Here is a 21,152-nt window from a genome sequence, read left to right on the forward strand (position 1 = left end):
ACAACGGCCAACGGAAGGGGCCAGCTCGCTACGGCTGCGGGGAGCTGCTGAGATAGCGGCCCGTGTCGAAGGACTCAAGTGGCGTGTCGCCTCGCATGTAGAGAGGATGGCGAGGGTGCCCACGCTTCGTGGGTTGTCCAAGTGACATCCAGTCGCAGCCTGCGGACGCCGTCAGCTGAAGGATGTCGAGGAGCATCGGCTGGAGATAGGGCCGGGATTCGATCAGCCCGCCCCATGCCGCCAGCAGAGTCAGCGGCCGGCCGTCGATGAATCTGGTGATCTGGCGATCGTTCTCAGCCTTGAGGTCTGGGCGATACACCCGGTCGAGGTCCTTCGGGTCCGTCGCGATCTGTGGGTACACGTTGAGCATCGTCCAGCTGTCAAAGCCGTTGTGCGCCGCGAAGCTGCTCACCCGCGAGATGGTGCGGTCAGGCGCGTTCGGTACCGCGGTGCTGGGGTTGATCCCGAAACAGACCAGCGGGTTGGAGCCCACGGTTCCGAGTACGAACCTCGCTGAACCGTCAGCAGCATGCTCGTAAATCCACTCTTGGTCAACTGCCGGGATGTCAGGGCTTGCGATCAACTCATCCACGCTGCGAAGGTACCGGACGCCTCGGACGTGCCACCCAGTACCGAAGCGGGCAGGATGCAAATCGGTGGCGACCCGAGGTTGAGTGGAGACCGGTCGCCCCCATTCCGGGGCGCAACTCGGCGCAAGTGGCTGACGAGCCCGGGGCTTCTTCGTACGCTCGTATCCGTACCAAGGGGAGGGGCGTTGGATGCCGCGCAGGGGCGAGAATCTCGACATCGACGAAGACGCCGTGAACGAGGCAGCCGAGATGCTCGCGAGGCGGGGTGAACAAATCGACGTCCTACGCACATCCGTCCCCGACCTCCCAGGCCTGTACGCGTTCCACGCGGATGCCTCAGTGTGGCTCCTTCTCGGACTGGAATCGTCTGACGGCCCGCTCTATGTGGGCAAGGCAGAGCGAAGTCTCCGCTCCCGCGATGTGCGCACGCACTTCGAAGCCGGGAAGACCGGTTCATCGACTGTCCGTCGCTCGTTCGCCGCGCTCCTGCATGACGAGTTGAGCCTTCGCGCGATACCGCGAAACCCAGCGAAGCCCGCCCATTTCGCGAGCTTCGGCCTCGAGCCCGTGTCCGACGCTCGCTTGAGCGAGTGGATGCATGAGAGGTTGACCCTCTCGTGGTGGGCTTCCCCAGCGAATTTGCCGGTTCGACCGTTCGAACGCGCAGTTATCTTCCGCTTCCAGCCGCCGCTCAATCTGACCGACGTAGAACGGCCGTCCCCGCGTCTGAAGGCAGCTCGTGCGCACCTGGCTCGCGAAGCCGCGGCATGGCGCCCGACCGATGAGGCGGCCGCGCTCACGTAGCCCGGAGCTCCGAGGCGGCTCTCTAATACACGGACCGTTGGCGCGATATCGCGGCTGTTCGACAGCCGCGACCCCGTGCCGATGTCGGACGTCAGCGGCAGAATGTCCAAGTGACTCGTCGTGGGCTGTTCCTCTTCATCGCGCTCGGCATCGCGTGGGGCATCCCATATCTGTTCATCAAGGTCGCCGTGGCAGAGCTCGACCCGGGCATGGTGGTGCTCGCGCGGTCGGCGCTCGCGGCGATCCTGCTGCTGCCGCTCGCGCGCTTCCGGCACGAGGTCGGGCCGGTGCTGCGGCGGTGGAAGCCGATGCTCGCGTACACCCTCGTCGAGATCGTGCTGCCGTGGTACTTCCTGAGCTCGGCCGAGCAGAGCCTGCCGAGCTCGACCGCCGGGCTGCTGCTCGCTGCGGTGCCGCTCGCGGGCGTGGGCATCGCGTTCCTCATGGGGCGGCCTGCGCGGCTCTCGGGCACCAACTGGGCCGGCATCGCGCTCGGCATGCTCGGTGTCGCTGCGCTCGTCGGGCTGGATGTCGCGGGGTCCGACCTGTTCGCCGTCGCCCAGATGGCCGTGGTCGTCGTCGGCTACGCGCTCGGCCCCGCGATCCTCGCGCGGTGGATGCCCGACCTACCCGGCATCGGCATCGTGGCCGTCTCGCTCGGCGCGACCGCCGTCATGTACGTCCCGTTCGTGCTCGCGACCGGCGGCGTGCCGACGGCGTGGCCGTCGACCCAGGTCATCGTCGCCGTCGTCGTGCTCGCCGTCGTCTGCAGCGCGCTCGCCTTCTTGCTCATGGTCGGCCTCATCGCCGAGATCGGCCCGGTCAAGGCGACCACGATCACCTACGTGAACCCGGCCGTGGCGATCATCGCCGGCGTCGTCGTGCTGGGGGAGCGCGTCACCGTCTGGACGATCGTCGGCTTCGCGCTCGTGCTGCTCGGGTCGTATCTCGTCACGCGGCATCGCGCGACCCCTGCCGACCCGACAACGGATGTCGCACCCGAAGTCTCGGATGCACCCGTATCCCGGGGTCGCGGTGAGCTCTGATGGGCCCCCTGACCGGCGTGTGGCTCACCTGTGCATGGAGGCAGGGGTGTCGGAACGGTAGGAGTGGCCCAACTGTCCGCCGAGCCCGAAGTAGTGGCGGAAGTTGTAGATCAGGGGGCTCCACGCGCCCGGGTCGATGTGGTTCGTTCCGTGGACCACGATCTCGGATGCGGCGTGCACCATGCTCACGGCGACTTCGACGATCACGAACCCTCCCGCGACCCCCGGGGTGATGCTGACCGCGGCGCCCTCCAGGTGCAGCGGGCACTCGGTCACCCGCGGCGGAGCGACCGTCGCCGACGGCATCGACGTCAGGCCTGCAGCAGTGAACTTGTCAGCCTCGAACCGCATGCCCGTGGGCTTGGTCGCCGGCACCGGAAAACGGCCGGTCAGTGGTGCGAGCCGTTCGACGTGCTCCCACATTCCCGGCGATGGCACGTTCACGACGAGCTCGGGCCGCTCGCGGAGATTTGCGGCTGTCTGTCCGTCGGAGCCGACTCCGAGCACGAGCGTGTGGCCGAGCGCCCACGCTGATGAGATCGGTGCGAGGTTGGGCGTTCCGTCCGAGTTCATGGTCGTGATCAGCACGACCGGTGTTCCGAAGTACAGGATGCTCGGCTCGATGGCCATGAAGCCGCGGGTGTCGGTCGCTGGGTCGGTCTGGAGCGAAGGAGTCACCGAACGACGATACGGGCGAACTCTTTCGCTCAGCACCGATGTGTCGACGCAAGCGTGCGCGGTCGCTGTGCCGAGACCACGTCACAGCGTTGGCAGCCCTGATGATCCTCGACCCCGAACGAATCGAGGGTAGGGCGGTTCATCCCGCCCTACCCTCGTGGTGAATTCGGATCATCCCCGGATCAGTCCGCCCGAGGAACTCCGCTGCTCATCAACGCCACCACCAGTGCCCCATCGACGCCACCTCCTTGAACGGCCGGGCACCAGTCCCAAGTTCTGCACGATCTTCGATGCGTTCTGCAGTGATGTGCATCGGTGCGCGGCCGGTACTTCCCGCCCTCAGTCGCCGTCGGCCGAGTCGCCGATGTCGCCCGCCTCGGCGGCCGACGGCTCCCAATCCTCGATCACCGCAGCACTCGTGCCGCCGAGCGCATCGCCGGCGCGCAGGTTCGCGCCCTCGAGTGCCCGCTGAATCGCGAGGTCGGTCTCCGACCCGGGGTCGACGTCTTGCCCATCGAATGACATGGTGGCCTCCCTCCCGCCACCGTAGTCTGCGCTCCGCCGGCCCGACCAGACCCCGTTGGTTGTGGACCGGGTCTTGACGCCGGCGCCCGACCGGGGCATTCTCGGCCGGAGGCAGACGGGGGAGTTGCTGTGCAGAAACTCGAACCAGGCGACGATGGCTACGACGACGCGCGACGCGTATGGAACGCGATGGTCGACCGCAGGCCCCGCTACGTCATCGCGTGCGCGAGCGCCGAGGAGGTCGCCGACGCGATCCGCTTCGCCCGCGCGAACGACCTCGAGATCGGCGTGCGTTGCGGAGGGCACAGCATCGTCGGCCACGCCGTGCCCGACGGCGGCGTGATGATCGACTTGCGACCGCTCGGTTCGGTCGAGGTGGATGCCGCGGCGCGACGAGCCCGGGTACAAGGCGGTGCGCTGCTGGGTGCGCTCGATCGCGCGGCGCAGGCGCACGGACTCGCGACGACCGCGGGCAACGTCTCGCACACCGGTGTCGGCGGGCTGGCGCTCGGCGGAGGGATGGGCTGGCTCGCCCGCCAGCGCGGACTCACGTGCGACAACGTCGTCTCGTTCGAGGTCGTGACCGCCGACGGAGAGATCCTCCGCGTCGACCGCGACTCGCACCCCGACTTGTTCTGGGCGCTCCGCGGGGGCGGCGGCAACTTCGGGGTGGTCACGGAGTTCGAGCTCGCCCTGCACCCCGAGCCGGGCGACGTGCTCTCGGTCGAGTACCTCTACCCCGTGGCATCCGGTGCCGAAGCCATGCGCCGCTGGCGCGACGAGAGCGCCGCGGCCGACCGTCGCGCGACCTACAACGCGACGATCTCCGACGGCACGCTGTCGCTCGGATTCGTCTGGGTCGGCGACCCGGTCGACGGTGAGGCCGCTGCGGCCGCGCTCGCGACGAGCCTCGCCGAGGTCGACGACGGCTTCGAGCGCGTGATCGTGCCGATGACGTACCTCGAGCTGCAGACCCGCGAAGACGACGACGAGGCGCACGAGTGGCGCCGGTACTGGAAGGGCCACTACTTCAGCGATCTCACTGACGAGGTGATCGACGCGGTGCTCGCGCGCGACGGCGACGAGTTGCCGAACGTGAGCCTGCAGGCGTACGGCGGGGCGATCGCGGATGTCGCTCCGGGGGAGACGGCGTTCTCGCGGCGCGACACGGCGTTCGAGTTCGTGTGCGCATCGAAGTGGGTCGACGCTTTTGATGATGAGCGCCGGATCGCGGGCGCACGTCGGTATGCCGCGCCGCTCGAGCGGTTCGCGAGTGGCGCGTACGTCAACGCGCTCGCCGACGAAGGAGCCGCGGGCGTGCGGCGCGCGTACGCGCCCGAGCACCTCGCGCGGCTCACGGCGGTGAAGGATGCGTACGACCCGGCGAACGTGTTCCATCTGAATCAGAACATCGTGCCGTCGGCTGAGCCCAGCCTCTCTGACCGTCAGGCATGACGTCACCGGCGGAGGTTCGCTTCGAGCGGGGCGACCACATACCCACATCGCCACCGGTCAGCCGATCACATGACCACATGACCACGCCGCCGACGGTGCGATACCCAGAACGGGGGCCTGCGCGAGCACACCGAGGCTGGATAGCGTTCGCAGGGTGAACGACGAGTACTACGGGCGGGTCTACGGGCTCACCGACAGCGACCGGCATACCTACGGGGCTGAAGACATGCAGGAGCTCGTCAGCATCCTCTCGGCACTCGATCGCGAGAGCGGTGTCGAGCAGGATTCGCCGTGGCGCAGCGGCCGCGTCTGGGAGCGCGCGATGACCGCTCCTCGCCGGCGGATGCGTGGTCTTCTCGCGACCGGCGTGCCCCGTGAACCCGGTGTTCTCGTGTTCTTCGAAGACGGTCGACCGGTCTACGTGGGCACCGGTGCAGGAAAGACCGGGCTCCGTGGGCGAATGCGCCAACACCTGGCGACGGGTACCGACCTCAGTTCCAGCACACTCCGCGCGAGCGTCGCCGTCGACGTCCTCGGCATCAGTCGGTGGACTGCGCGTCAGCGGCCGAGCGTGCTGCTCCAGTCGATGGTCGATGAGGTGAACGAGGTCATGGCCGAGCTCGAGGTCGCGTGGATCATCTGCAGCGATGCCGACGAGAGCAGGTCTCTGAAGGACGCACTCTGGTCGGAGTACAAGCCGGAGTACAACATCCTCTGAGGCCGCGGGCGGCAGGCCGAGTGACCCTGCCTACACGACGACCGCGATCGCGAACCCGTCCCACCCCTTCGCCCCGACGGTCTGCAGCGCCGTGGCATCCACCCTCGGATCAGACGCGAGCATCTCGACAGCCTGCCGCGCCCCGACCACCATCGAATCGTCGTTGTCGGGGTCGGCGACCTCGCCCGCCCGCACGACGTTGTCGACGACGATCACCGTTCCCGGCCGCCCGAGCCGAATCGCCCAGTCGAGGTAGATCGGGTTCGACTCCTTGTCGGCGTCGATGAACACCAGGTCGAACGGCTCGTCGCCGCGCTCGGCGATCAGCGGCAGCGAGTCGGCGGCCCGACCGACGACGATCTCGACCTGCTCCGAGACCCTGGCGCGCTCGAAGTTCGCGCGCGCGACCTCGGCGTGGCGCGGTTCGAGTTCGAGGGTCACCACGCGCCCGTCGGGCCGGATGCCGCGGGCGAGCCAGATCGTCGAATATCCGCCGAGCGTGCCCACCTCGAGCACCCGCCTCGCACCAGACATGCGGGCGAGCAGGTTCAGCAGCTTGCCGGCGAGCGGTGTGACCTCGATCGCGGGAAGCCCGGCCGCCGCGGCGTCCGCCAGCGCTCTTGTCAACGTCGGATCATCGGCGACGAGGGTGCGCGCGAGAAAGCCGTCGACGCGCCGCCAGTCGCCGGGTGTGGAGAATGGCATGTCCCCAGCCTGAGCGCGGCGGGGTGTCGCGTCAATGGCTGGGGTGCGAAGGAGCGTATCGAGACCAGCCCCCACGCGGTCACGCCGTCAGGCAAGCCCCATTCAGACCGCCGTGTCGACGATCCCCCGCTGCGCCGTGATCTGCCCGCGCATCTGATCGATGAGCCCGCGCAACGCAGCGTCGTCCTCATTCGAGATCGGGTCGGCGAACGCGTCGAGCGTGGCGGTCATCGCGGTGAGCCCGTCGGAGTAGGCCGGCTCGACGTTCGTCGGGATGTCGAGCGCCTCGAGCTGCCCGATGTTGAACGCGAGCTCACCCGAATTCGAGAGCAGCCGCCAGAACCCGTCCTCGTCGAGGGTGACGATCATGTCGTCGAGGTCCTTCTCCATGTCGTCGAGGTGCGAGTTCGCTTCGGTCTTGAACGCCGCCGCATCGACGGCGGCCGGCGGCGCCTGCGTCGGCGAGGGTTCGGCGGGCACCGCGGTCTCCGGCGCGGGCGCCGGTGTCGGGGATGCCGCGACGAACGGTTGCGGCTCAGGGGAGATCGAGCGTGTGGCCGCTCCGACCGCTCCAGTGATGATGTTGATCACGAGGCCGAGTGCGACGACGGCGCCGGTGACGATCCACGCGATCTTCTTGTGCTGCTGGTAGCCCTGCAGCCGGTATCCCTGCTGGTCGCGCTGCGCCCCCGTGAGCACGAGGATGAGGTCGACCAGCCACCAGATGCCGAGGCCGCCAAGGGTGAAGAGCTTGGCGAGGCCGGTGCCGACCTTGCCGAGGTAGAAGCGGTCGATGCCCCAGAGCCCGACGAGCCACGCCAGCAGCCAAGTCGCGACGAACGACTTCGGGCCCTCCCGGTAGTCGACGTCGGCATTCGGCGCGCCGTACGTCGGCATGGGCGGTGCGGGCGGCGCGGGCGGTGCGGACGGGCTGGGAGATACGGGTGGCCCAGGCGGCGCGGGTGGACTCGGCGGAGCGGCCGACGAGACACCGTACGCCGGCGGGTACACGGCGGTTGCGTGGGGCGACGGCACGGGCGCGGATGCCGGCGGGGCGGGGGAGGTGCCACGGGCGCGACAGGCGGTGCCGGCGGGAGTGGCGCGGTGTGCTGCGTCCACGCGGCGCCGTCCCAGTAGCGCAGTGCGCCCCTGCCGTCGTCGTACCAGCCGGCCGGAAGGTTGCTCGGATCGCTCACGCTTTCGATCCTCTCGCTCGACTCCTGCGGTGTGCGTGTTTTCGGTCCCCCAGTCCGGGGGACGGATGGCTACGCTCGCCTTGTGACTCTCGCGCAACCGGCAGGCCCGACGCCCTACCTCGTCTCGATCGGCAACATGCACGCGACCCAGCAATGGCTGGTGACACCCGGCGGCAACTGGCCTCTCGCCGAGGTCAACGTGTCGACGAACGATCAGACCCAGGTCACGACGCACACGCCGGCCTGGGCGATCGTGATGGTCGTGCTGTTCATCTGGTTCTTCCTGCTGAGCCTGCTCTTCCTGCTCGCGAGGGAGAGCCGCGTGCAGGGCTTCATCTCGATCACGGTGCAGGCCAACGGACAGGCCTACGTCGAGAACGTGCCGGTATGGAGCGCGCAGGACCGCGCCGAGGTCTACAACCGAGTCGCCTACCTGCAGGGTCTGATCGGGCAGGAGCGGGCGCGCACGGCTTCGTAGAAGGACCGGCCCGGCGCATCGGAGTGCCGCATTGATGTTCGATTTTTTCGTTTTGCGAGCGTAGTATGGGTGCCATGAGCACCCCGACCGACACGCCACGCGGTGCCCGAAAGGCACAGACCTACCTCCCCGAAGCGGATGCTCGCGAGGAGATTCTCGATTTCGCAGAGCTGATGCGCGAGCTCGAGGTCTTCCTGGCGCAGAACTCGTCCAAGGCTGCGCTCGTCGACCCCGAGGGCAAGGCTCGTCCGATCCCCGACGAGATCTTCCGCATCCTCGATCAGGTGACCAATGCCCTTGCCGCGGGCGAGGGCATCACGATCGTGCCTCAGGGCATGACCATGACGACGCAGCAGGCGGCAGACTTTCTCGGCATCAGTCGCCCGACGCTCGTTCGTCTGCTCGAGGCCGGCGACATCCCGTTCGACAAGCCAGGTCGCCATCGTCGTGTGCGGTTGGAAGACCTGGTCGCCTACCAGGCGAACTTCCGGGCCGAACGGCGTGCCGCACTGCGTGAACTCCAGCGAGCCAGTGTCGATGCGAAGGTCAGGGTCGGAAGGCCTGACGACGTGAAGCGCCTCGCGGAGCTGGATCCTGAGTGAGCTTTCCGGCGTTCTTCGATACCAACGTGCTCTACGGGGCGCTGCTCAACGACTTCATCCTCGAACTCGCTGACCGCGGCTTGTTCCGGCCCCTGTGGTCTCAGGACGTCCTCTTCGAGCTGGCGAAGAACCTGGTCAAGAACGGCGAGGACCCGTCGCTCGTCGAGAAGCGTGTCGGCACGATGGAGCTCTACTTCGCCGACGCGATGGTCAGCGGCTATGAAGATCTGGTGCCGACGATGACGAACGACGCGAAGGATCGACACGTCCTCGCGGCCGCCGTCCGCGGAGGCGCAGAGGTGCTGGTGACCTTCAACACGAGGGACTTTCCGGCCGCTTCCGTCGATCCGTTCGATCTCGGGGTAGTCCACCCCGACGAATTCCTTCTCGACCAGCTCGACCTGTACCACGCGCCAACGCTGCGCGCCCTGGTCGAACTCGTCGAAGGATACGACTCTCCGGCGATGACCGTCGACGACTTCCTGCTGGCCCTGGCCCGTGCCGGGGTACCGAAGTTCGCCGACGCGGCTCGGGCGAAGCTCTACTGAGTTCGCAGTCGCGAATCCCGACTCTCAGTCGTCAGCGGCCGCAGTTGCCGGATCCGCTCCGATTTCGGCCGCGAGTTCCGGTTTCACGCCCCGCTTGTCCTTGACCTTCTCCGCCTTGGCGAGGAGCGCGTCATCTCGTCGCTCCTGGATCTGGTCTCCCAGAGCCTTGGCTCGGTTCGCGACGTCCGCGCTCGTGGACCCGACGCGTGAGGCCGCGTCGCCGAGCAGCGCCTTCGCAGCGTGCCCCCATCGCGTCTGATCGAGCTGGTCGATTCCAGCGAGCTGCAGATCCGCGTGCTCCGCGAAGTCCTTGACGCTCTGGCCGAGGCGATTGGCATGGTTGGTCACGGCCTGCGAGCTGAACGGGTTCGCTACTCGCGCGAAGTTCGTCAGCTCAGCGCTCTTGCGCACCGACGAACCGATCGCTTCGAGGCTCTGGATGATGCGCGTTGTCCGATCCGCCCGCGCCACTTTGATGCCCTGACGGTGCGTCTCGAGCTGGCTCGGCTCGTCGTCCGCGACCCGGGCGAGCTCGAGCACGTACTGACGGTCTTGAAGCGCGAGCGTTCGAGCGAGCACACCGAGCCAGAATGGTGCGTCATTCTGAGCGACTTCGAGCGCCTTGGCCGACGCGTCGGTGTCACCGACGCGTTCGCTCACGTCCTCGGCGAGTGCATTCAACTGCGCGATCGCCTCAGCCTGCATAGTCTGCAGCGCCAACGAGTTGCCCTGCACCTTCGACCACGTGACGGAGGAGACGACTCCCGTCTCCCGGTAGATGCTGTCGGCCTCATCGATCGCCAGAGTGACCCCGCCGAGTTGGCCGAGGGTCTCGATCTTGCGCTGCTTCAGCAACCGATCGAGCTTGGCGTCGATGGCCGCGAGGTATTCCTTGATCTCCGCCAGCGCAGCCTCCAACGAAGCCTGCGTCGCCATCGCGGCAAGAGCTGCAGGGGCAGCGGGCGTGAGGAGGGCAGCGTGTTCGAACTTGAGGTGCTTGAGGATTTGACCATTCTTGGCGCGCACCACTCCAGAGGTCACCTCGGACACCCCGCTCTTCTTGAGGAATGCCGCCGACTCCGACGTGAGCTTCACCCAGCGCCCACTGTTCGCCTGGATCTGATCGACCGCTCCCAGTGCCCGGCCGGCCCGCGCCAAGGTCGTGCTCGTCATCTTGCGCGCGACCAACTGCGACTGGCTATCGAAGACAGAGAGCGCCTTCTCCGACCCGAGAAAGAGGACACCGTCGTCGGTCTTGATGACCGCCATGGTCGCTTCGTCGCTCATACGTCAATCCTGCCCGAACGACTGGGGCGCCTCGGACCAGACGCAGCCCTCCGCTGCTCGCGATCCGCAAGATCACGGGGATCGCGCGCCATCGCCGCGCCCACCCCAAAACGGGGGTAACGCCTTCACGTCGAGCCGTGGGGCGCGCCGGTCCGCGAGTGCGGTGCGGGTGCAGCCGGTCGCTGCACCCGCACCGCGCGTGGCGGTCGCTGGTCAGTACCCGTTCGCGCTCGCCCCGTGCTCGGCCTGCTCCTGCGTGAAGCCCTCGTAGACGAGCTGCTCGATCAGGCCCTCGCGCGAGAACGACATGGTGTCGAGGTAGCTCTTGGCCTTCGCGGCGGCCTGCGCGTTCCAGTCGGGAGCGATGTGATCGACCGCGAACGTCGCGTCGGCGTTCGAGAAGCCCTCGTACTCGAGCTGTTCGATGAGCCCGGTGCGCGAGAACGCCATGAACCCGAGGTACGACTCCGCCTTGCCGACGGCCTGCTGCTGCCCCATGCTCATCGCCGGCGGCTGCTCGACGGTGAGCGTGATCGTCGAGCCCGGCTCGACCTCGGCGGCCGCAGGGCTGATCGACAGCACCTTCGCGGTGGCCTCGCCGTCGTAGACGGCGATCAGCCCGACGGCTTCGAGCGCACCGGCCGCGTCGGCGGCGGTCATGCCGACGAGCCCCGTCGGAACGGCGACCATCACCGGTTCGGGGGCGGGCTCGGCTTCCTCCTGCGATGCGTCGGTCGCGGCATCCTCGGATGCCTCGACCACCGCCGCCGGACGATCATTGCTGCTCGACGCGACGCGGGCTGCGCCCGTGGCTCCCGTGATGATGTTGATCACGAGGCCGAGTGCGACGACGGCGCCGGTGACGATCCACGCGATCTTCTTGTGCTGCTGGTAGCCCTGCAGCCGGAATCCCTGCTGGTCGCGCTGCGCACCCGTGAGCACCAGGATCAGGTCGACGAGCCACCAGATGCCGAGGCCGCCGAGGGTGAAGAGCTTCGCGAGGCCGGTGCCGACCTTGCCCAGGTAGAAGCGATCGATGCCCCAGAATCCGACGAGCCACGACAGCAGCCAGGTCGCGACGAACGACTTCGGGCCCTCAGGGGCGTCGGTGGGTGCGGCCGGAGCGGCTGCCGCGCCGTAGGGCTGCGGCGGTTCGGGCGGGGCGGGCGGCGCGGACTGCTCGGGCAGCGGAGACACCGGCGTAGCGCTCGGCGGCTGCGCGGACTCGCCCTGCGGCGGGTTCGGGATCGGAGGGATGGTGGGTTCGGACATGAGCCGGCCTCTCAATGAAGCGGATGCTGTCCACCCGGCGGGTGGCGGATCTGAAGCTATTGACGGGGTGCGACAAACGAAGGCTTCAGAGCGTGCGAAACGGATGCCTCGGGGCTTCAGCGGCTCGCGACATCCGCGCCGTTGCTGGGAAGTGCCAGGCCGCCGCCCCAGTACGGGGGTCAGGCGGTTCCCAAGGCCGATTTGAGTCGTACAGTCGGACTATGAGTGAGCACAACAGTGCGGGCTCAAGCAGTGCCCGCCCTTGGTACTTGCGATGGTGGGTGATCCTCATCGGGATAGCACTGATCATCTGGGCGATCAACGGTCTCCTGAATCCCGGAGGATCGGCCGACCCGGAGCCTGCCACCGACTCGAACTCAGAGGTTCAACCGCCGCCAGCCGAGCAGTTCCCCGATCCACCCTCCACGGCGGCAGCTGAGGAGAACGAATCGCCGGAGCCACCGCGACCTGATGCCGACGCCTTGACGGCCACATCGACCGGCCTCACTGCGACGTATGCGCAGGCGGCGTGCGACGCGGCCATCACGGACTACCTGTACCCCGATGCGTGGAATCCTGCGTGGGTGCTCGGCAAGCTCGCGGAGCAGATCGAGGACGACCGATGGTTCTTGAAGGTCGAAGGTGAGGTCGAATCCGCCGCGGGTGGCGAGCTCCAGGTGAATGCCGAGTGCTACGTGAGCGGGACGAACGAAGCGCCGGTCGTCGACACCGTCAACGTGTATTGATCGATTCGGGGAATCAATGCGAAGCGTAGAAGTTCATGCTGCTCCTCGCGACAGTTGAGGCTGGTTCGCGTCAGGAACGCTGCGATCGGATCGTCCGCTTGCCGGAGAAGACTCCTTCCAGCACCCGAAGCGGTGCTCGGTCGATCTCGACAAAGTCGGTAAGGCCGATTGTGGCGGTCGGGTAGGCAGCTTCCACTGCCGCAATCGCTGCGCCTTGTCGTTCGGACCAGAGACTTTCAGGCTGCCACCACAGTGGGTGACCAACGATGACGACTCCGTTGTGGTCCACCAACCGCAACACCGGTATGCCGAGCTCACCCGCTGGGCGAACGTCGACTCTGCCCGGATAGACGGTGCGAATGGCCTCCCCAACCCTCTCGATCGAATTGAACCACCGATCAAGGTGAAGATCCGCCCCGGAGGCGAGGTCGACGAGGTCGAGTGAGAGGCGCCAGTCGAGCGCGCCGTGAAGTCGCTGGTTGTCCCAGGCGCGGAGGCAGTCGGGGCAGGAAGAGGTGCACCATGCGTGAGCGGCGTCCTCATACCGGCGGGTCAGCTCGGTGCGGCAGGTCGCGAGAAGCTTCGTGAACTGCTCAGGCTCGCTGATCTGCGCGGCGTAACCAGCGCCATTTTCGATTGCGTCAGCGATGAAGATCTTCGCGGTGCTGATGCCGTTTCCCCGGAACGGGAGCAGTCCAGCCTGGAGTTCCTGCGGGTCGACGTCGAGTGCATCTTGGGCTGCACGCCGAAGGACTTCCGCGAACGACCAAAGCGCGGAAGAGCCCGCGGGAAGCGAGCCGTCGAGTGCGATGCGTTCGATGGGAACGTCGGTCCGGCTGATATCGATTGTCAACGCGTCTGTCACCCGGATCTCACCGATGACGGCGTTGCCAAGGGCTGCGCCTTGATCCTCCGGGAGCTTCCACTCTCCACGGTAATTCGGATTGACGGCGACCACCGACTGGTCATTCAGGCGAACAAGATCGAAACCCCGACCGCTGTTGTCGTTGTACTCGACCACGCGGCTCTGCTCGTACAGTTCGACGCGGGCATTCTGAAGATCGTGTGTTCGGCTCGGGCTCCCGACCGGAGTGAAGACTGGTGCAGATCGACCTGAGGTAGCCGGTGTTGTGCCGCGGAAAGGTCGATCGCGATATGACGTGCGGAACCCCTTCGGCTCGTAGAGCTGGACGGACTTCACGCTCGATCCACACTCGAGGCAAGCCGCCACGTGGGGGTCGAGCGAAGTTCGGCCGCACTCGGAACAGAGTGACAGTGAAATAGGTGCTCCCATCGGCTCGATGGCCTGCGAGAATCGACCGTGATACTCGTACGCGGCGAATCCGACTGCAAGATGCACTTGGCCGTCACGAATCACTTCCGCACCAGGGGCGTAGTTAGAGATGGCAACGTTCAGCGGTCGATCGGACACCACTGCAGAGTCCGCCTGACGACGATCCCGAACTTTTTCATGAAAGAGCTGTCGTACTCGAGATGGGAACCCGAACATCGGAAGCCATCCGGCGTGAGCGAGCTGGAAGCTGAGTTCCTTGCTATTCAGCCGATCGGGCGCATCGACGACTTCGTCCACCTGCTTCACGAGCTCGTTCCTCGCCCAATCAATGATCTCGTCGACGTCGACGCCATCAAGCCCAGTGAATTCAGTAAGTCGAAACACGACTCGTTCGACTTCTTTGGACGTCCGCAGCCAAGCACCGATCGAGCTTCGGTAGTCGGGCCAGTTCTCGGTCGAACCGAATACTCCGTGGATGCTGCCCGGTGTTTGTTTCGGAGGAAACGGCGAAGCCGCGAATGCTTGTCGGAGCAGTTCCGCGGCGACGACACGCTGGATGACCCTGCGCCGGCGAAGGTCGAGGCGTGGTGCAGGCGGGTCGTCACTTGCCATCCTCCGGGGATTCTGGAAGTAGTACTCGTCATGGGCGGAGTCACGACATGCGGTGATCGCGAAGGAGAACGGCTGGCCCTGCCGCCCAGCACGGCCGACGCGTTGCTGGTAATTGAACCTCTGCGGAGGCATGTTCGCCATCACCGTTGATGACAGCGAGCCGATATCGACGCCGGCCTCCATCGTCGTCGTCACGCTGAGTACGTCGTATCGATTCGTCAGGTTGTTCTCGTACGGCGCTGGGAGCTGGATGCCACGGAACCAACGCTGCCGGGTGCGCTGCTCGCTCAGCGGCTTCGTTTGTGCCGTCAACTCCGCTACAGCGATCCGTCGAGGCTCGTTTCGGGCGAGCCACTCGTAGTAATCAACGCGGGTGATCTCGGCGAGCGGGACTGCACGGAGTCCGCGCGAGTGGCACCCAGGGCTTGCACATACGCCGCCCGATGGGTGAAGGTGCCTGAACCCGCAGGCCTCGCATTCGTAAGCGGATTGGCTCGGCGGCTGAAAGATCAACTCCGAGGATTGGGATGCCAGCAACAGCCAGTCAGACGCAATCCCATCCACGACGCTCGAGTAGATCCAAGCGCCGATCTCTTCGTAAGCGACACCGTGGGCAGCGGCGATCGCTTCGAGGTAGGCCTTCACCGCGGCAGGGATTTCCGAAGACGGTCGTGCATGGGGCGCACCGAGGATTCGGCCTCGCAATCCCAGAATGCGGATGCAGCTGTCGAAGATTTCCGTTGCTGCGTCTGCGCTGATTCCCACGGGAGCCTGCGAAACGTGCGTACGGGTGCTTGCCGACAGATAGGAGACTCCAGTCGATTCGAAGTCGCGTCGGTCGGTGTCGAACGCCGCTTGCGCGAGCTCGATATCAAGCAGTTTGCTGAATTCGTTGCGGCCAGCGAGCGAGACGGTCGCCGACAACTGCTCCCACATTCCAGCGAGCGGCGGCGGATAGTGCTGGTACCAGGGTTTGCCTTGAAAGGACCTTCCCTCCGAGCTGATACCGCCAGGCGGTACGCCGAGGCCCGTCAAGGTCGTTGTGATGCGATCCCGGACGAGCGTCCACGTCACCGAAGGAGTTTCCATCGCAGCCCGGATCTCCTCGAGACGGGCGATTTCCGAATCCGAGGCGAAATCGCCGGCGATCTTGAAATGAAGCCCAGCGATCTCGGGGTGAGCTTGAGCTGTTGCTAAAGCAATCTCGGACTCAGCAGGGGACAGTGTCCGTGTACCGGTGAGCATTGCCCGAACGATATCGACTGGGTTCTCGGGTGCCGCTTCGTGCAGTTCGCGACGTGCGATCTGCCGAAGTAGGTCTCGGTACTGACTCAGATTGAGTTGCGCTGCCGTGCGAGCGGCAGTGTCACGGTTGTCAGTGAAGACGATCGTTCGGTACTGCTCGGGGGATGCACCCAGCGACCGCGTGAGCTGCGACACGAAGACTTGCGTCGTCTGCGCGGCGGAAGTGCTCAGAGCGCCGATGGGCGAGCGCACCTCGCCCTCAGCGAATGACGCCTTGTCCTGGCCCGCGGCGGCACTACCGCAATGCGGGCATCGACTCGGCAACGCCGGGAGTCTGTCAGTGTTCTCAAGTTCCCCGCTGAACTGGATGCACCAGCCGGTCGGGCTTCGCAGACCCTTCAGCGAGAGCTTCCCTGCGGAATCGAGGGTTGCAGGTACCCAGGACGCTGAGTTGCCGCCGACCACGAATTTGGCGGCGCCGAGAGGCTGAGTCGCGTCGTACGCGGGCCAATACCAACGGTACTCAGCGCGTCGCCGGCGGTTGAGATACTGCGATGCCGACGAGGGGATCGCAAAAGGTGTGGGGCTCAAGATCTCCTCGCCTGGCGCAAGTCCGAGGACATAACCGCCGAGGCTCACATCGCCGCAGTCTTCGCATTGGAGCAACTCCAGGACTCGCGACCCGCAGTGCACACAGGTCGAAGACGGTGTCATCGTCAATGAACCGACGGGTCGGGTGCCCGAACCCCGGTCGTCGACGCCCGAACATGCTGGATCGACGCATGCCCAGAGACCTGGGAGGGAACGAGTGAAGAGGTGTGCGCGAAGCGGAATACTGGAGGGTGACGGCTGAGCGAGCGCGATCTTTTCAAGGACTGCATCGAATGCGGCATCGAGGGTGGGAGACGTGTCCTGGTCGGCGGGCTCCGTATCGAAGAACCTAACGGAGAGGTCAGGGATCGATTCGGCGCGCGGAACACCGGTTTCGTCGATGCAGAGCGCCGCGATCCGCTGAGAGAGTTGCGCTGCCGACGGTAGCGAACTCGGATCCGTCGTGAGAGTCACGGGCTCACCACGCCTAGGTGTTTTCGGACGTCCGCCCGTCACGTAGAAATCATGACGGGGCACACCGAAGAACTGCTCCAGGAACGCGCTACTCGCATCTCCGTCACCCAGCGATGCGCTTGTCGCGACGATTCGGAGTTGGTGCGAGGTGGGCCCGAGCCCGAGCCGATCGAGCAGCTTCCTGATCACCAGTGCGATCTCGCTTCCACTGCTCCCGCGGTATGAATGGAGTTCGTCGACGACGAGGGTGAATTCGTGTGTCGAATCTGCTGAGAGCCACTCTCGTGTGGAGGAGAAGAACGACTCCTCCGAGGTGCGCATGAGCATGGCGTTGAGCATCGCGTAGTTCGTGACGACAACGTCGGGCGGTGCGGCGACCATGTCCCAGCGGGTGAGCATCTCATGGCGGCGCGGATCCGCGAATGCGGCAAGGTCGTTCGCTGTTCGATCTGATTCGAGGAGCAGGTCGAACTCGCGCTCGATTGCGCGCAGTTCGGCAGCGACATCGGCCACTGCGCGCGATGAAGCCGCAGGCCCGGGCGTGTTCGACCCAAGGGTGATACCTGTGAAGCGGCCGAACCAGAATCGTGCGTTCGGAGTTAGCCGCTCTGCCTCTCTGAACCCAAGCCGGAGGCGTGCAACCTGATCCTCGACAAGGGCATTGGTCGGGTACAAGACCATTGCCCGCATCGCAGCGGGTCGTAGTTCATCCCGCCGGAGCGAGGACCATTCCGGTTGAACATTGCGGGCCCACCAACGGTGCGCCTCGCGTGGCGCTGACCATGATTCCGATTCATCGACCAAACGGGCGATGATCGGCAGGAGGAAGGCTTCCGTCTTGCCGGAACCTGTGCCTGACGTCACAGCGATATGCCGTGGGCCGTCGGTGCTGAGCAGAACGCGTAGAGCGTCTGCCTGATGTTCACGCAACATCGGATCGCCGCCCGCGAACCTGCCGAAGACGGCCCGCCCTGCGACAATGGCTGCTGCTGGCTCGACCGTAAGTCCGTCGACTAGGCCAGCAATTGGCACGTCTGCAGGATAGGGCAGGACGGGTTCGAGCAGGGTGTCGCTGAAGAGACGGCCTGATCGCTCGAGCATCGATCGTCGCTCGGCCGCGAGGTCGGGGTGCCGGAAGCGATAGTTCGTCTCGATATAGCGAAGGAGAGCCTCCCGAAGGGATCGCTCGATGCTGGTGGGAGTGGGGGCATTCACAGCAGTCTCGCAATCATCTGCTCAGCGAACTCTGGCGTAATGGCGTGATACGCGAGTGTCCAACCCTTCCGGGTTGGCGTAGGCAGCTTGCCGCTCGAAAGAACAGCTGCCCGTTCGTAGAGGCCCGGTAGAGGGGTTCCGAGCGGCACGGAGAGCACTCGGTCACGCTTGTCATAACGAACGAGGCTGACCGCGGCCCAACTCGCTGCAATGTACTTCGCGGTATCTGACCGCACCTGCCGCGCCTCGTTCGATTCAACGTCCGACTCCGACCGAACGAAGTAGTCGGCTCCGGCGAAGGAACGGGAACGGTAGGCGCCAGGTTGGTCGACGCTGTCGGCGCGAACCCAGCGTGCATCTTCAGGGGCGAAGCGCTCGGCCCTGCCCGCGACAAGCCCGGATCTCGTAGTCGCCAGATGTTTCGCGAGTTCGTTGATGTGCGGGAGCGTGAGGAGCATGTTCAGCCCAGCGTCTGTGGCGATCGTCGAGTCGAGGCGCACATCGTCGGGAATCGAATTGGCATCGATGCGCACCACGGGTACGGGTACCCCGACTCCGCTCGGCCAATCGGATGGGATGCCCCGTTCGTCCGCGGCGGAAAGCGCTGTGGCCAAGTCGACGTGTGACCAGGAACCCGTGAGCAGAAACCCGCCATCGACTTCCGCCATCGAGGTCGCCGCGATCTCGAATGATCGCACGACGAGCGAGTCATCTCGTTCAGTCTCGATGACGCCGAGTGATTCGAGAGAACGAACGAAGTGGTGTTCGAACATTGCAGAGTTCTCGACCTGACGAGCGATCGCCGAGAGATCTGAGGAGTTCCCAGACCCCAGGTACACCAGCGCATCGACGGCGGCATTCCAACTGCCGTGTTCGGGTGCAGGCTCGAAGTCGGCGAGGGGCCGAGGTTCAAGGGTTTTACGTTGTTGTTGGCGCTTGCGGGCCCGCCAATGGTCAGTCGGATATCGCTTCCTCAATCCGCACGTCGAACACACGCCGACCACATACGGTTCCTTTGAATCCGGCACCGCTCTCGGAAGTTGGAATCGGTGCCGACCAGTCAAGATGCACGACGTCGGCTCTGGGCGCGGGAGCACCACGGGGGACCCTTCAGCGGCGTGTTGCTCGCTATCTCCGACGACGGTGACCTCTGAGTGTGGTGCTGGGCTGCGGACCATCTGGCCGCCGACCAAGGTCAGGGCGCCGTCCACGATGAGCTCGCCCTCGATCGCCCTTGCGCGCAGCGGCCAGAGCCCATCTGCGCTGTCATGTCCGATGCCGATGGCGCGGGACCAGGAGGATTGATCGGGTTCAGCGGCCGAACGCACTCGGAGCGTTGTTGCTTGGATACTCCGACGGTCGCGCTTCAGAACAATGTCGTAGTCACCTTCGGCGGTGACGTAGCGGTCAAGTGGTATGACGATCGGCGGTGGCCCCGAATGGACCGAGACGGCCGCATGTTGCTCGCCGAGCTCGCGGCGTTGAATTTCGATCTCGACGGGATGGTCATCGTCGGAGACCACCGTGAGTTCAGGTAGTGAGAGCGCGCTCCAACGAGTAAGCCGTCCTGGCATGCGGAATCCGCCTGCGAGGGTCATCTGCACTGTCAGTCGCGGAAGCAGCGCCTCAAGCCCAGCGCGTGGAGAGATCGGTGGCTGCAGCATCGTGACATCGACGAACAAGCTCCACCTCGGTGGGACGCCCTGGGCGCTTTGCACGCGCTTGAAGCCCGGCCGGGCGGCATCCTCGAGCATGCTCGCAGCTTGATCAGCGAGCGATTCATCCTCACTGACTAGAAGGGCCGCCCGCGCGCCGATCGGCATTCGGTCAGTTTCGATGAGGAGTCCGGTCAACGCGTCGAGTGCGAGGGGCACGACCTTCCTCGGTATGCGGGTCCGCGTTCCTGTGGGGTCATTGAGTCGAAGTACGCCGGCTAGACCCTGCGCCGCGGTGATGCCGTTCGGTTCGAACGGTATTGCGCTCGACCCGTTGCTCACACTGGTGTAGGTGACGGGTAGGTCACCATTCATCGTTTCGAGCGTGACCGGTGTGCCATCGCTATATGGAGGGCCGATGGCGACGAAACGGAACTCGTTGCCGAAGATGCCGAACTCTTCGCTCAGCCCGAGCCGAACCTCTCGCAGCTCGGCGGCCCCATCGGCCCGGCCGCGGCGCTTGGACCGCCCGTAGCGGGGAACTCCGTCCCACACGACGAGCTCGTTCACGGCGACATCGACGACTGCATCGCGTGCGCTCGATTCCCACAAGCGTGCGAAGCTCTTCGAAGGTGGCGGGTCCGCGCTCGTGATCCAGTCGCCGAGGCTTGCTTCCATGTCGATGGCAGAGATCGCTGTGCCAGTTGGAAGTCCCGTTTCCTCGAACATTCGGAGGAGCTGTTTTCGCTCCGCCTCACGCACCACTGCCTGGGAAACAGGCAGGCCGATGTATCGGTGCGAAAGAGCAACAGCCGTTGGAAGCCCGATCTCTCCGTCGAAGGATTCGAGCCAGGCGGCGAGAGCCGCCCAGTACGACTCCGAGTGGTGTTGGAACGCTGTGCGGAAACGACCCTCGTCACTCTCGGGCAGACCGAGCAACCGATTGAGGTGTGCGTAGTAGGCGTTCGTATGGATATCGGATTGGGCCGAGTCGCCCATATGCTCGGCAGCCATCGTGAACACGACGAGAAGAGCGACGATCGGCGGATGGGGCGGGCGTTTGCCTGCGGTGATGGCTCGCCTGAATCGAGGAGTCCATCTGTCCAAATCCCGGTTGAACTCGTCGAGCATGTTGACCCCCGGGTGGCGGATCGGCAATCGCGCTCGTACCGCGAACTGCAATCCGAGCGTGAACTCGTCGCGATCCAGAGACAGCGACTGAGCGGCGTCTGCGAGCACTGCGTCATCGAGATCGAGGTACACGGGCTGCCCCGCGCGCGTGGGCGAGAAGTAGGCTTCGACGAGCGCCGAGTTGTACTCCTCGTACGTGAGCGTTCGTGGCGTCTGCGTCGAGTCGTCTCTGATCATCGGTGATCCTTCGGAGGTAGGGCTACGACCGAGGCTACGAGCACAGCG

At 65.6% G+C, this 21,152-nt stretch carries 17 protein-coding genes and 1 pseudogene; 8 read left to right on the forward strand and 10 right to left on the reverse strand.

Annotation, left to right across the window (positions count from 1 at the left end; genetic code table 11):
- Positions 1-28: 28 nt before the first annotated feature.
- Positions 29-592, reverse strand: a complete 564-nt coding sequence (locus tag MUN74_RS12085) for a DUF1643 domain-containing protein (protein WP_244852456.1) — start codon at positions 590-592, stop codon at positions 29-31.
- Between the two features lie 187 nt (positions 593-779).
- Here MUN74_RS12085 and MUN74_RS12090 point away from each other — a divergent pair, with 187 nt between their 5' ends.
- Together MUN74_RS12090 and MUN74_RS12095 are read left to right on the forward strand one after the other, a co-directional pair.
- Entirely contained in the window at positions 780-1,394 is a 615-nt protein-coding gene (locus MUN74_RS12090) for a GIY-YIG nuclease family protein (protein ID WP_244852457.1), read from the forward strand.
- Positions 1,395-1,504: 110 nt separating this feature from the next.
- Positions 1,505-2,440 carry a DMT family transporter gene (locus tag MUN74_RS12095; RefSeq protein ID WP_244852459.1) on the forward strand — a complete coding sequence of 312 codons (936 nt, stop codon included), beginning with the start codon at positions 1,505-1,507 and terminating at the stop codon, positions 2,438-2,440.
- Positions 2,441-2,464: 24 nt separating this feature from the next.
- Here MUN74_RS12095 and MUN74_RS12100 read toward each other — a convergent pair whose 3' ends face one another.
- On the reverse strand, positions 2,465-3,118 hold the full coding sequence (locus MUN74_RS12100) for a flavin reductase family protein (protein ID WP_244852461.1): 654 nt from the start codon (positions 3,116-3,118) through the stop codon (positions 2,465-2,467).
- Positions 3,119-3,457: 339 nt separating this feature from the next.
- Positions 3,458-3,643 carry a hypothetical protein gene (locus tag MUN74_RS12105; protein ID WP_244852463.1) on the reverse strand — a complete coding sequence of 62 codons (186 nt, stop codon included), beginning with the start codon at positions 3,641-3,643 and terminating at the stop codon, positions 3,458-3,460.
- A 129-nt stretch (positions 3,644-3,772) separates the two neighbouring features.
- On the opposite strand from MUN74_RS12105, the gene MUN74_RS12110 reads away from it, so the two are divergent.
- A complete protein-coding gene (locus MUN74_RS12110; RefSeq protein ID WP_244852465.1) occupies positions 3,773-5,098 on the forward strand; it encodes an FAD-binding oxidoreductase in 1,326 nt (441 codons plus the stop codon).
- Between the two features lie 154 nt (positions 5,099-5,252).
- A complete protein-coding gene (locus tag MUN74_RS12115; RefSeq protein ID WP_244852466.1) occupies positions 5,253-5,816 on the forward strand; it encodes a GIY-YIG nuclease family protein in 564 nt (187 codons plus the stop codon).
- A 30-nt stretch (positions 5,817-5,846) separates the two neighbouring features.
- Here the strand turns inward: MUN74_RS12115 and MUN74_RS12120 are convergent, their stop codons facing one another.
- The 3 genes and pseudogenes from MUN74_RS12120 to MUN74_RS12130 all read right to left on the reverse strand — a co-directional run.
- The gene (locus MUN74_RS12120) at positions 5,847-6,521 is read right to left on the reverse strand and encodes an O-methyltransferase (protein ID WP_244852468.1); all 675 of its coding nucleotides are present in this window, start codon (positions 6,519-6,521) and stop codon (positions 5,847-5,849) included.
- A gap of 102 nt (positions 6,522-6,623) precedes the next feature.
- Entirely contained in the window at positions 6,624-7,418 is a 795-nt protein-coding gene (locus MUN74_RS12125; RefSeq protein WP_244852470.1) for a TM2 domain-containing protein, read from the reverse strand.
- A 194-nt stretch (positions 7,419-7,612) separates the two neighbouring features.
- Positions 7,613-7,717, reverse strand: a pseudogene (locus MUN74_RS12130) (DUF2510 domain-containing protein); the annotation flags it as partial.
- Between the two features lie 82 nt (positions 7,718-7,799).
- Here MUN74_RS12130 and MUN74_RS12135 point away from each other — a divergent pair.
- From MUN74_RS12135 to MUN74_RS12145, 3 genes are all read left to right on the forward strand, one after another.
- Positions 7,800-8,195, forward strand: coding sequence for a hypothetical protein (locus MUN74_RS12135; RefSeq protein WP_244852472.1), 396 nt, complete (start codon positions 7,800-7,802; stop codon positions 8,193-8,195).
- 74 nt (positions 8,196-8,269) lie between these two features.
- On the forward strand, positions 8,270-8,797 hold the full coding sequence (locus tag MUN74_RS12140) for a helix-turn-helix domain-containing protein (RefSeq protein WP_244852474.1): 528 nt from the start codon (positions 8,270-8,272) through the stop codon (positions 8,795-8,797).
- Positions 8,794-9,345 (forward strand): PIN domain-containing protein, encoded by a 552-nt coding sequence (locus MUN74_RS12145; RefSeq protein WP_244852476.1) that lies wholly within the window; start codon positions 8,794-8,796, stop codon positions 9,343-9,345. The genes MUN74_RS12140 and MUN74_RS12145 overlap by 4 nt, the downstream gene beginning before the upstream one ends.
- Positions 9,346-9,369: 24 nt before the next feature.
- On the opposite strand, the gene MUN74_RS12150 is transcribed toward MUN74_RS12145, so the two are convergent.
- Together MUN74_RS12150 and MUN74_RS12155 are read right to left on the reverse strand one after the other, a co-directional pair.
- Entirely contained in the window at positions 9,370-10,632 is a 1,263-nt protein-coding gene (locus MUN74_RS12150; protein WP_244852478.1) for a hypothetical protein, read from the reverse strand.
- A gap of 213 nt (positions 10,633-10,845) precedes the next feature.
- The gene (locus tag MUN74_RS12155) at positions 10,846-11,904 is read right to left on the reverse strand and encodes an Ltp family lipoprotein (protein WP_244852480.1); all 1,059 of its coding nucleotides are present in this window, start codon (positions 11,902-11,904) and stop codon (positions 10,846-10,848) included.
- 221 nt (positions 11,905-12,125) lie between these two features.
- Between MUN74_RS12155 and MUN74_RS12160 the strand changes: the two genes are divergently transcribed.
- The gene (locus tag MUN74_RS12160) at positions 12,126-12,650 is read left to right on the forward strand and encodes a YPYG domain-containing protein (RefSeq protein WP_244852482.1); all 525 of its coding nucleotides are present in this window, start codon (positions 12,126-12,128) and stop codon (positions 12,648-12,650) included.
- 70 nt (positions 12,651-12,720) lie between these two features.
- On the opposite strand, the gene MUN74_RS12165 is transcribed toward MUN74_RS12160, so the two are convergent.
- The gene (locus tag MUN74_RS12165; RefSeq protein WP_244852483.1) at positions 12,721-18,081 is read right to left on the reverse strand and encodes a DEAD/DEAH box helicase; all 5,361 of its coding nucleotides are present in this window, start codon (positions 18,079-18,081) and stop codon (positions 12,721-12,723) included.
- Positions 18,078-21,104 carry a hypothetical protein gene (locus MUN74_RS12170; protein WP_244852485.1) on the reverse strand — a complete coding sequence of 1,009 codons (3,027 nt, stop codon included), beginning with the start codon at positions 21,102-21,104 and terminating at the stop codon, positions 18,078-18,080. Before MUN74_RS12170 ends, MUN74_RS12165 begins: the two co-directional genes overlap by 4 nt.
- Positions 21,105-21,152 lie beyond the last annotated feature (48 nt).

The organism is Agromyces sp. H17E-10 (genome assembly GCF_022919715.1).
Taxonomy (GTDB): Bacteria; Actinomycetota; Actinomycetes; order Actinomycetales; family Microbacteriaceae; genus Agromyces.

Bases quoted from the DNA above. Each gene is read 5' to 3' on its own strand.
- MUN74_RS12090 (WP_244852457.1), top strand. From the start codon at position 780: ATGCCGCGCAGGGGCGAGAATCTCGACATCGACGAAGACGCCGTGAAC.
- MUN74_RS12105 (WP_244852463.1), bottom strand. From the start codon at position 3,643: ATGTCATTCGATGGGCAAGACGTCGACCCCGGGTCGGAGACCGACCTC.
- MUN74_RS12120 (WP_244852468.1), bottom strand. From the start codon at position 6,521: ATGCCATTCTCCACACCCGGCGACTGGCGGCGCGTCGACGGCTTTCTC.
- MUN74_RS12125 (WP_244852470.1), bottom strand. From the start codon at position 7,418: ATGCCGACGTACGGCGCGCCGAATGCCGACGTCGACTACCGGGAGGGC.
- MUN74_RS12140 (WP_244852474.1), top strand. From the start codon at position 8,270: ATGAGCACCCCGACCGACACGCCACGCGGTGCCCGAAAGGCACAGACC.
- MUN74_RS12150 (WP_244852478.1), bottom strand. From the start codon at position 10,632: ATGAGCGACGAAGCGACCATGGCGGTCATCAAGACCGACGACGGTGTC.
- MUN74_RS12155 (WP_244852480.1), bottom strand. From the start codon at position 11,904: ATGTCCGAACCCACCATCCCTCCGATCCCGAACCCGCCGCAGGGCGAG.
- MUN74_RS12160 (WP_244852482.1), top strand. From the start codon at position 12,126: ATGAGTGAGCACAACAGTGCGGGCTCAAGCAGTGCCCGCCCTTGGTAC.
- MUN74_RS12170 (WP_244852485.1), bottom strand. From the start codon at position 21,104: ATGATCAGAGACGACTCGACGCAGACGCCACGAACGCTCACGTACGAG.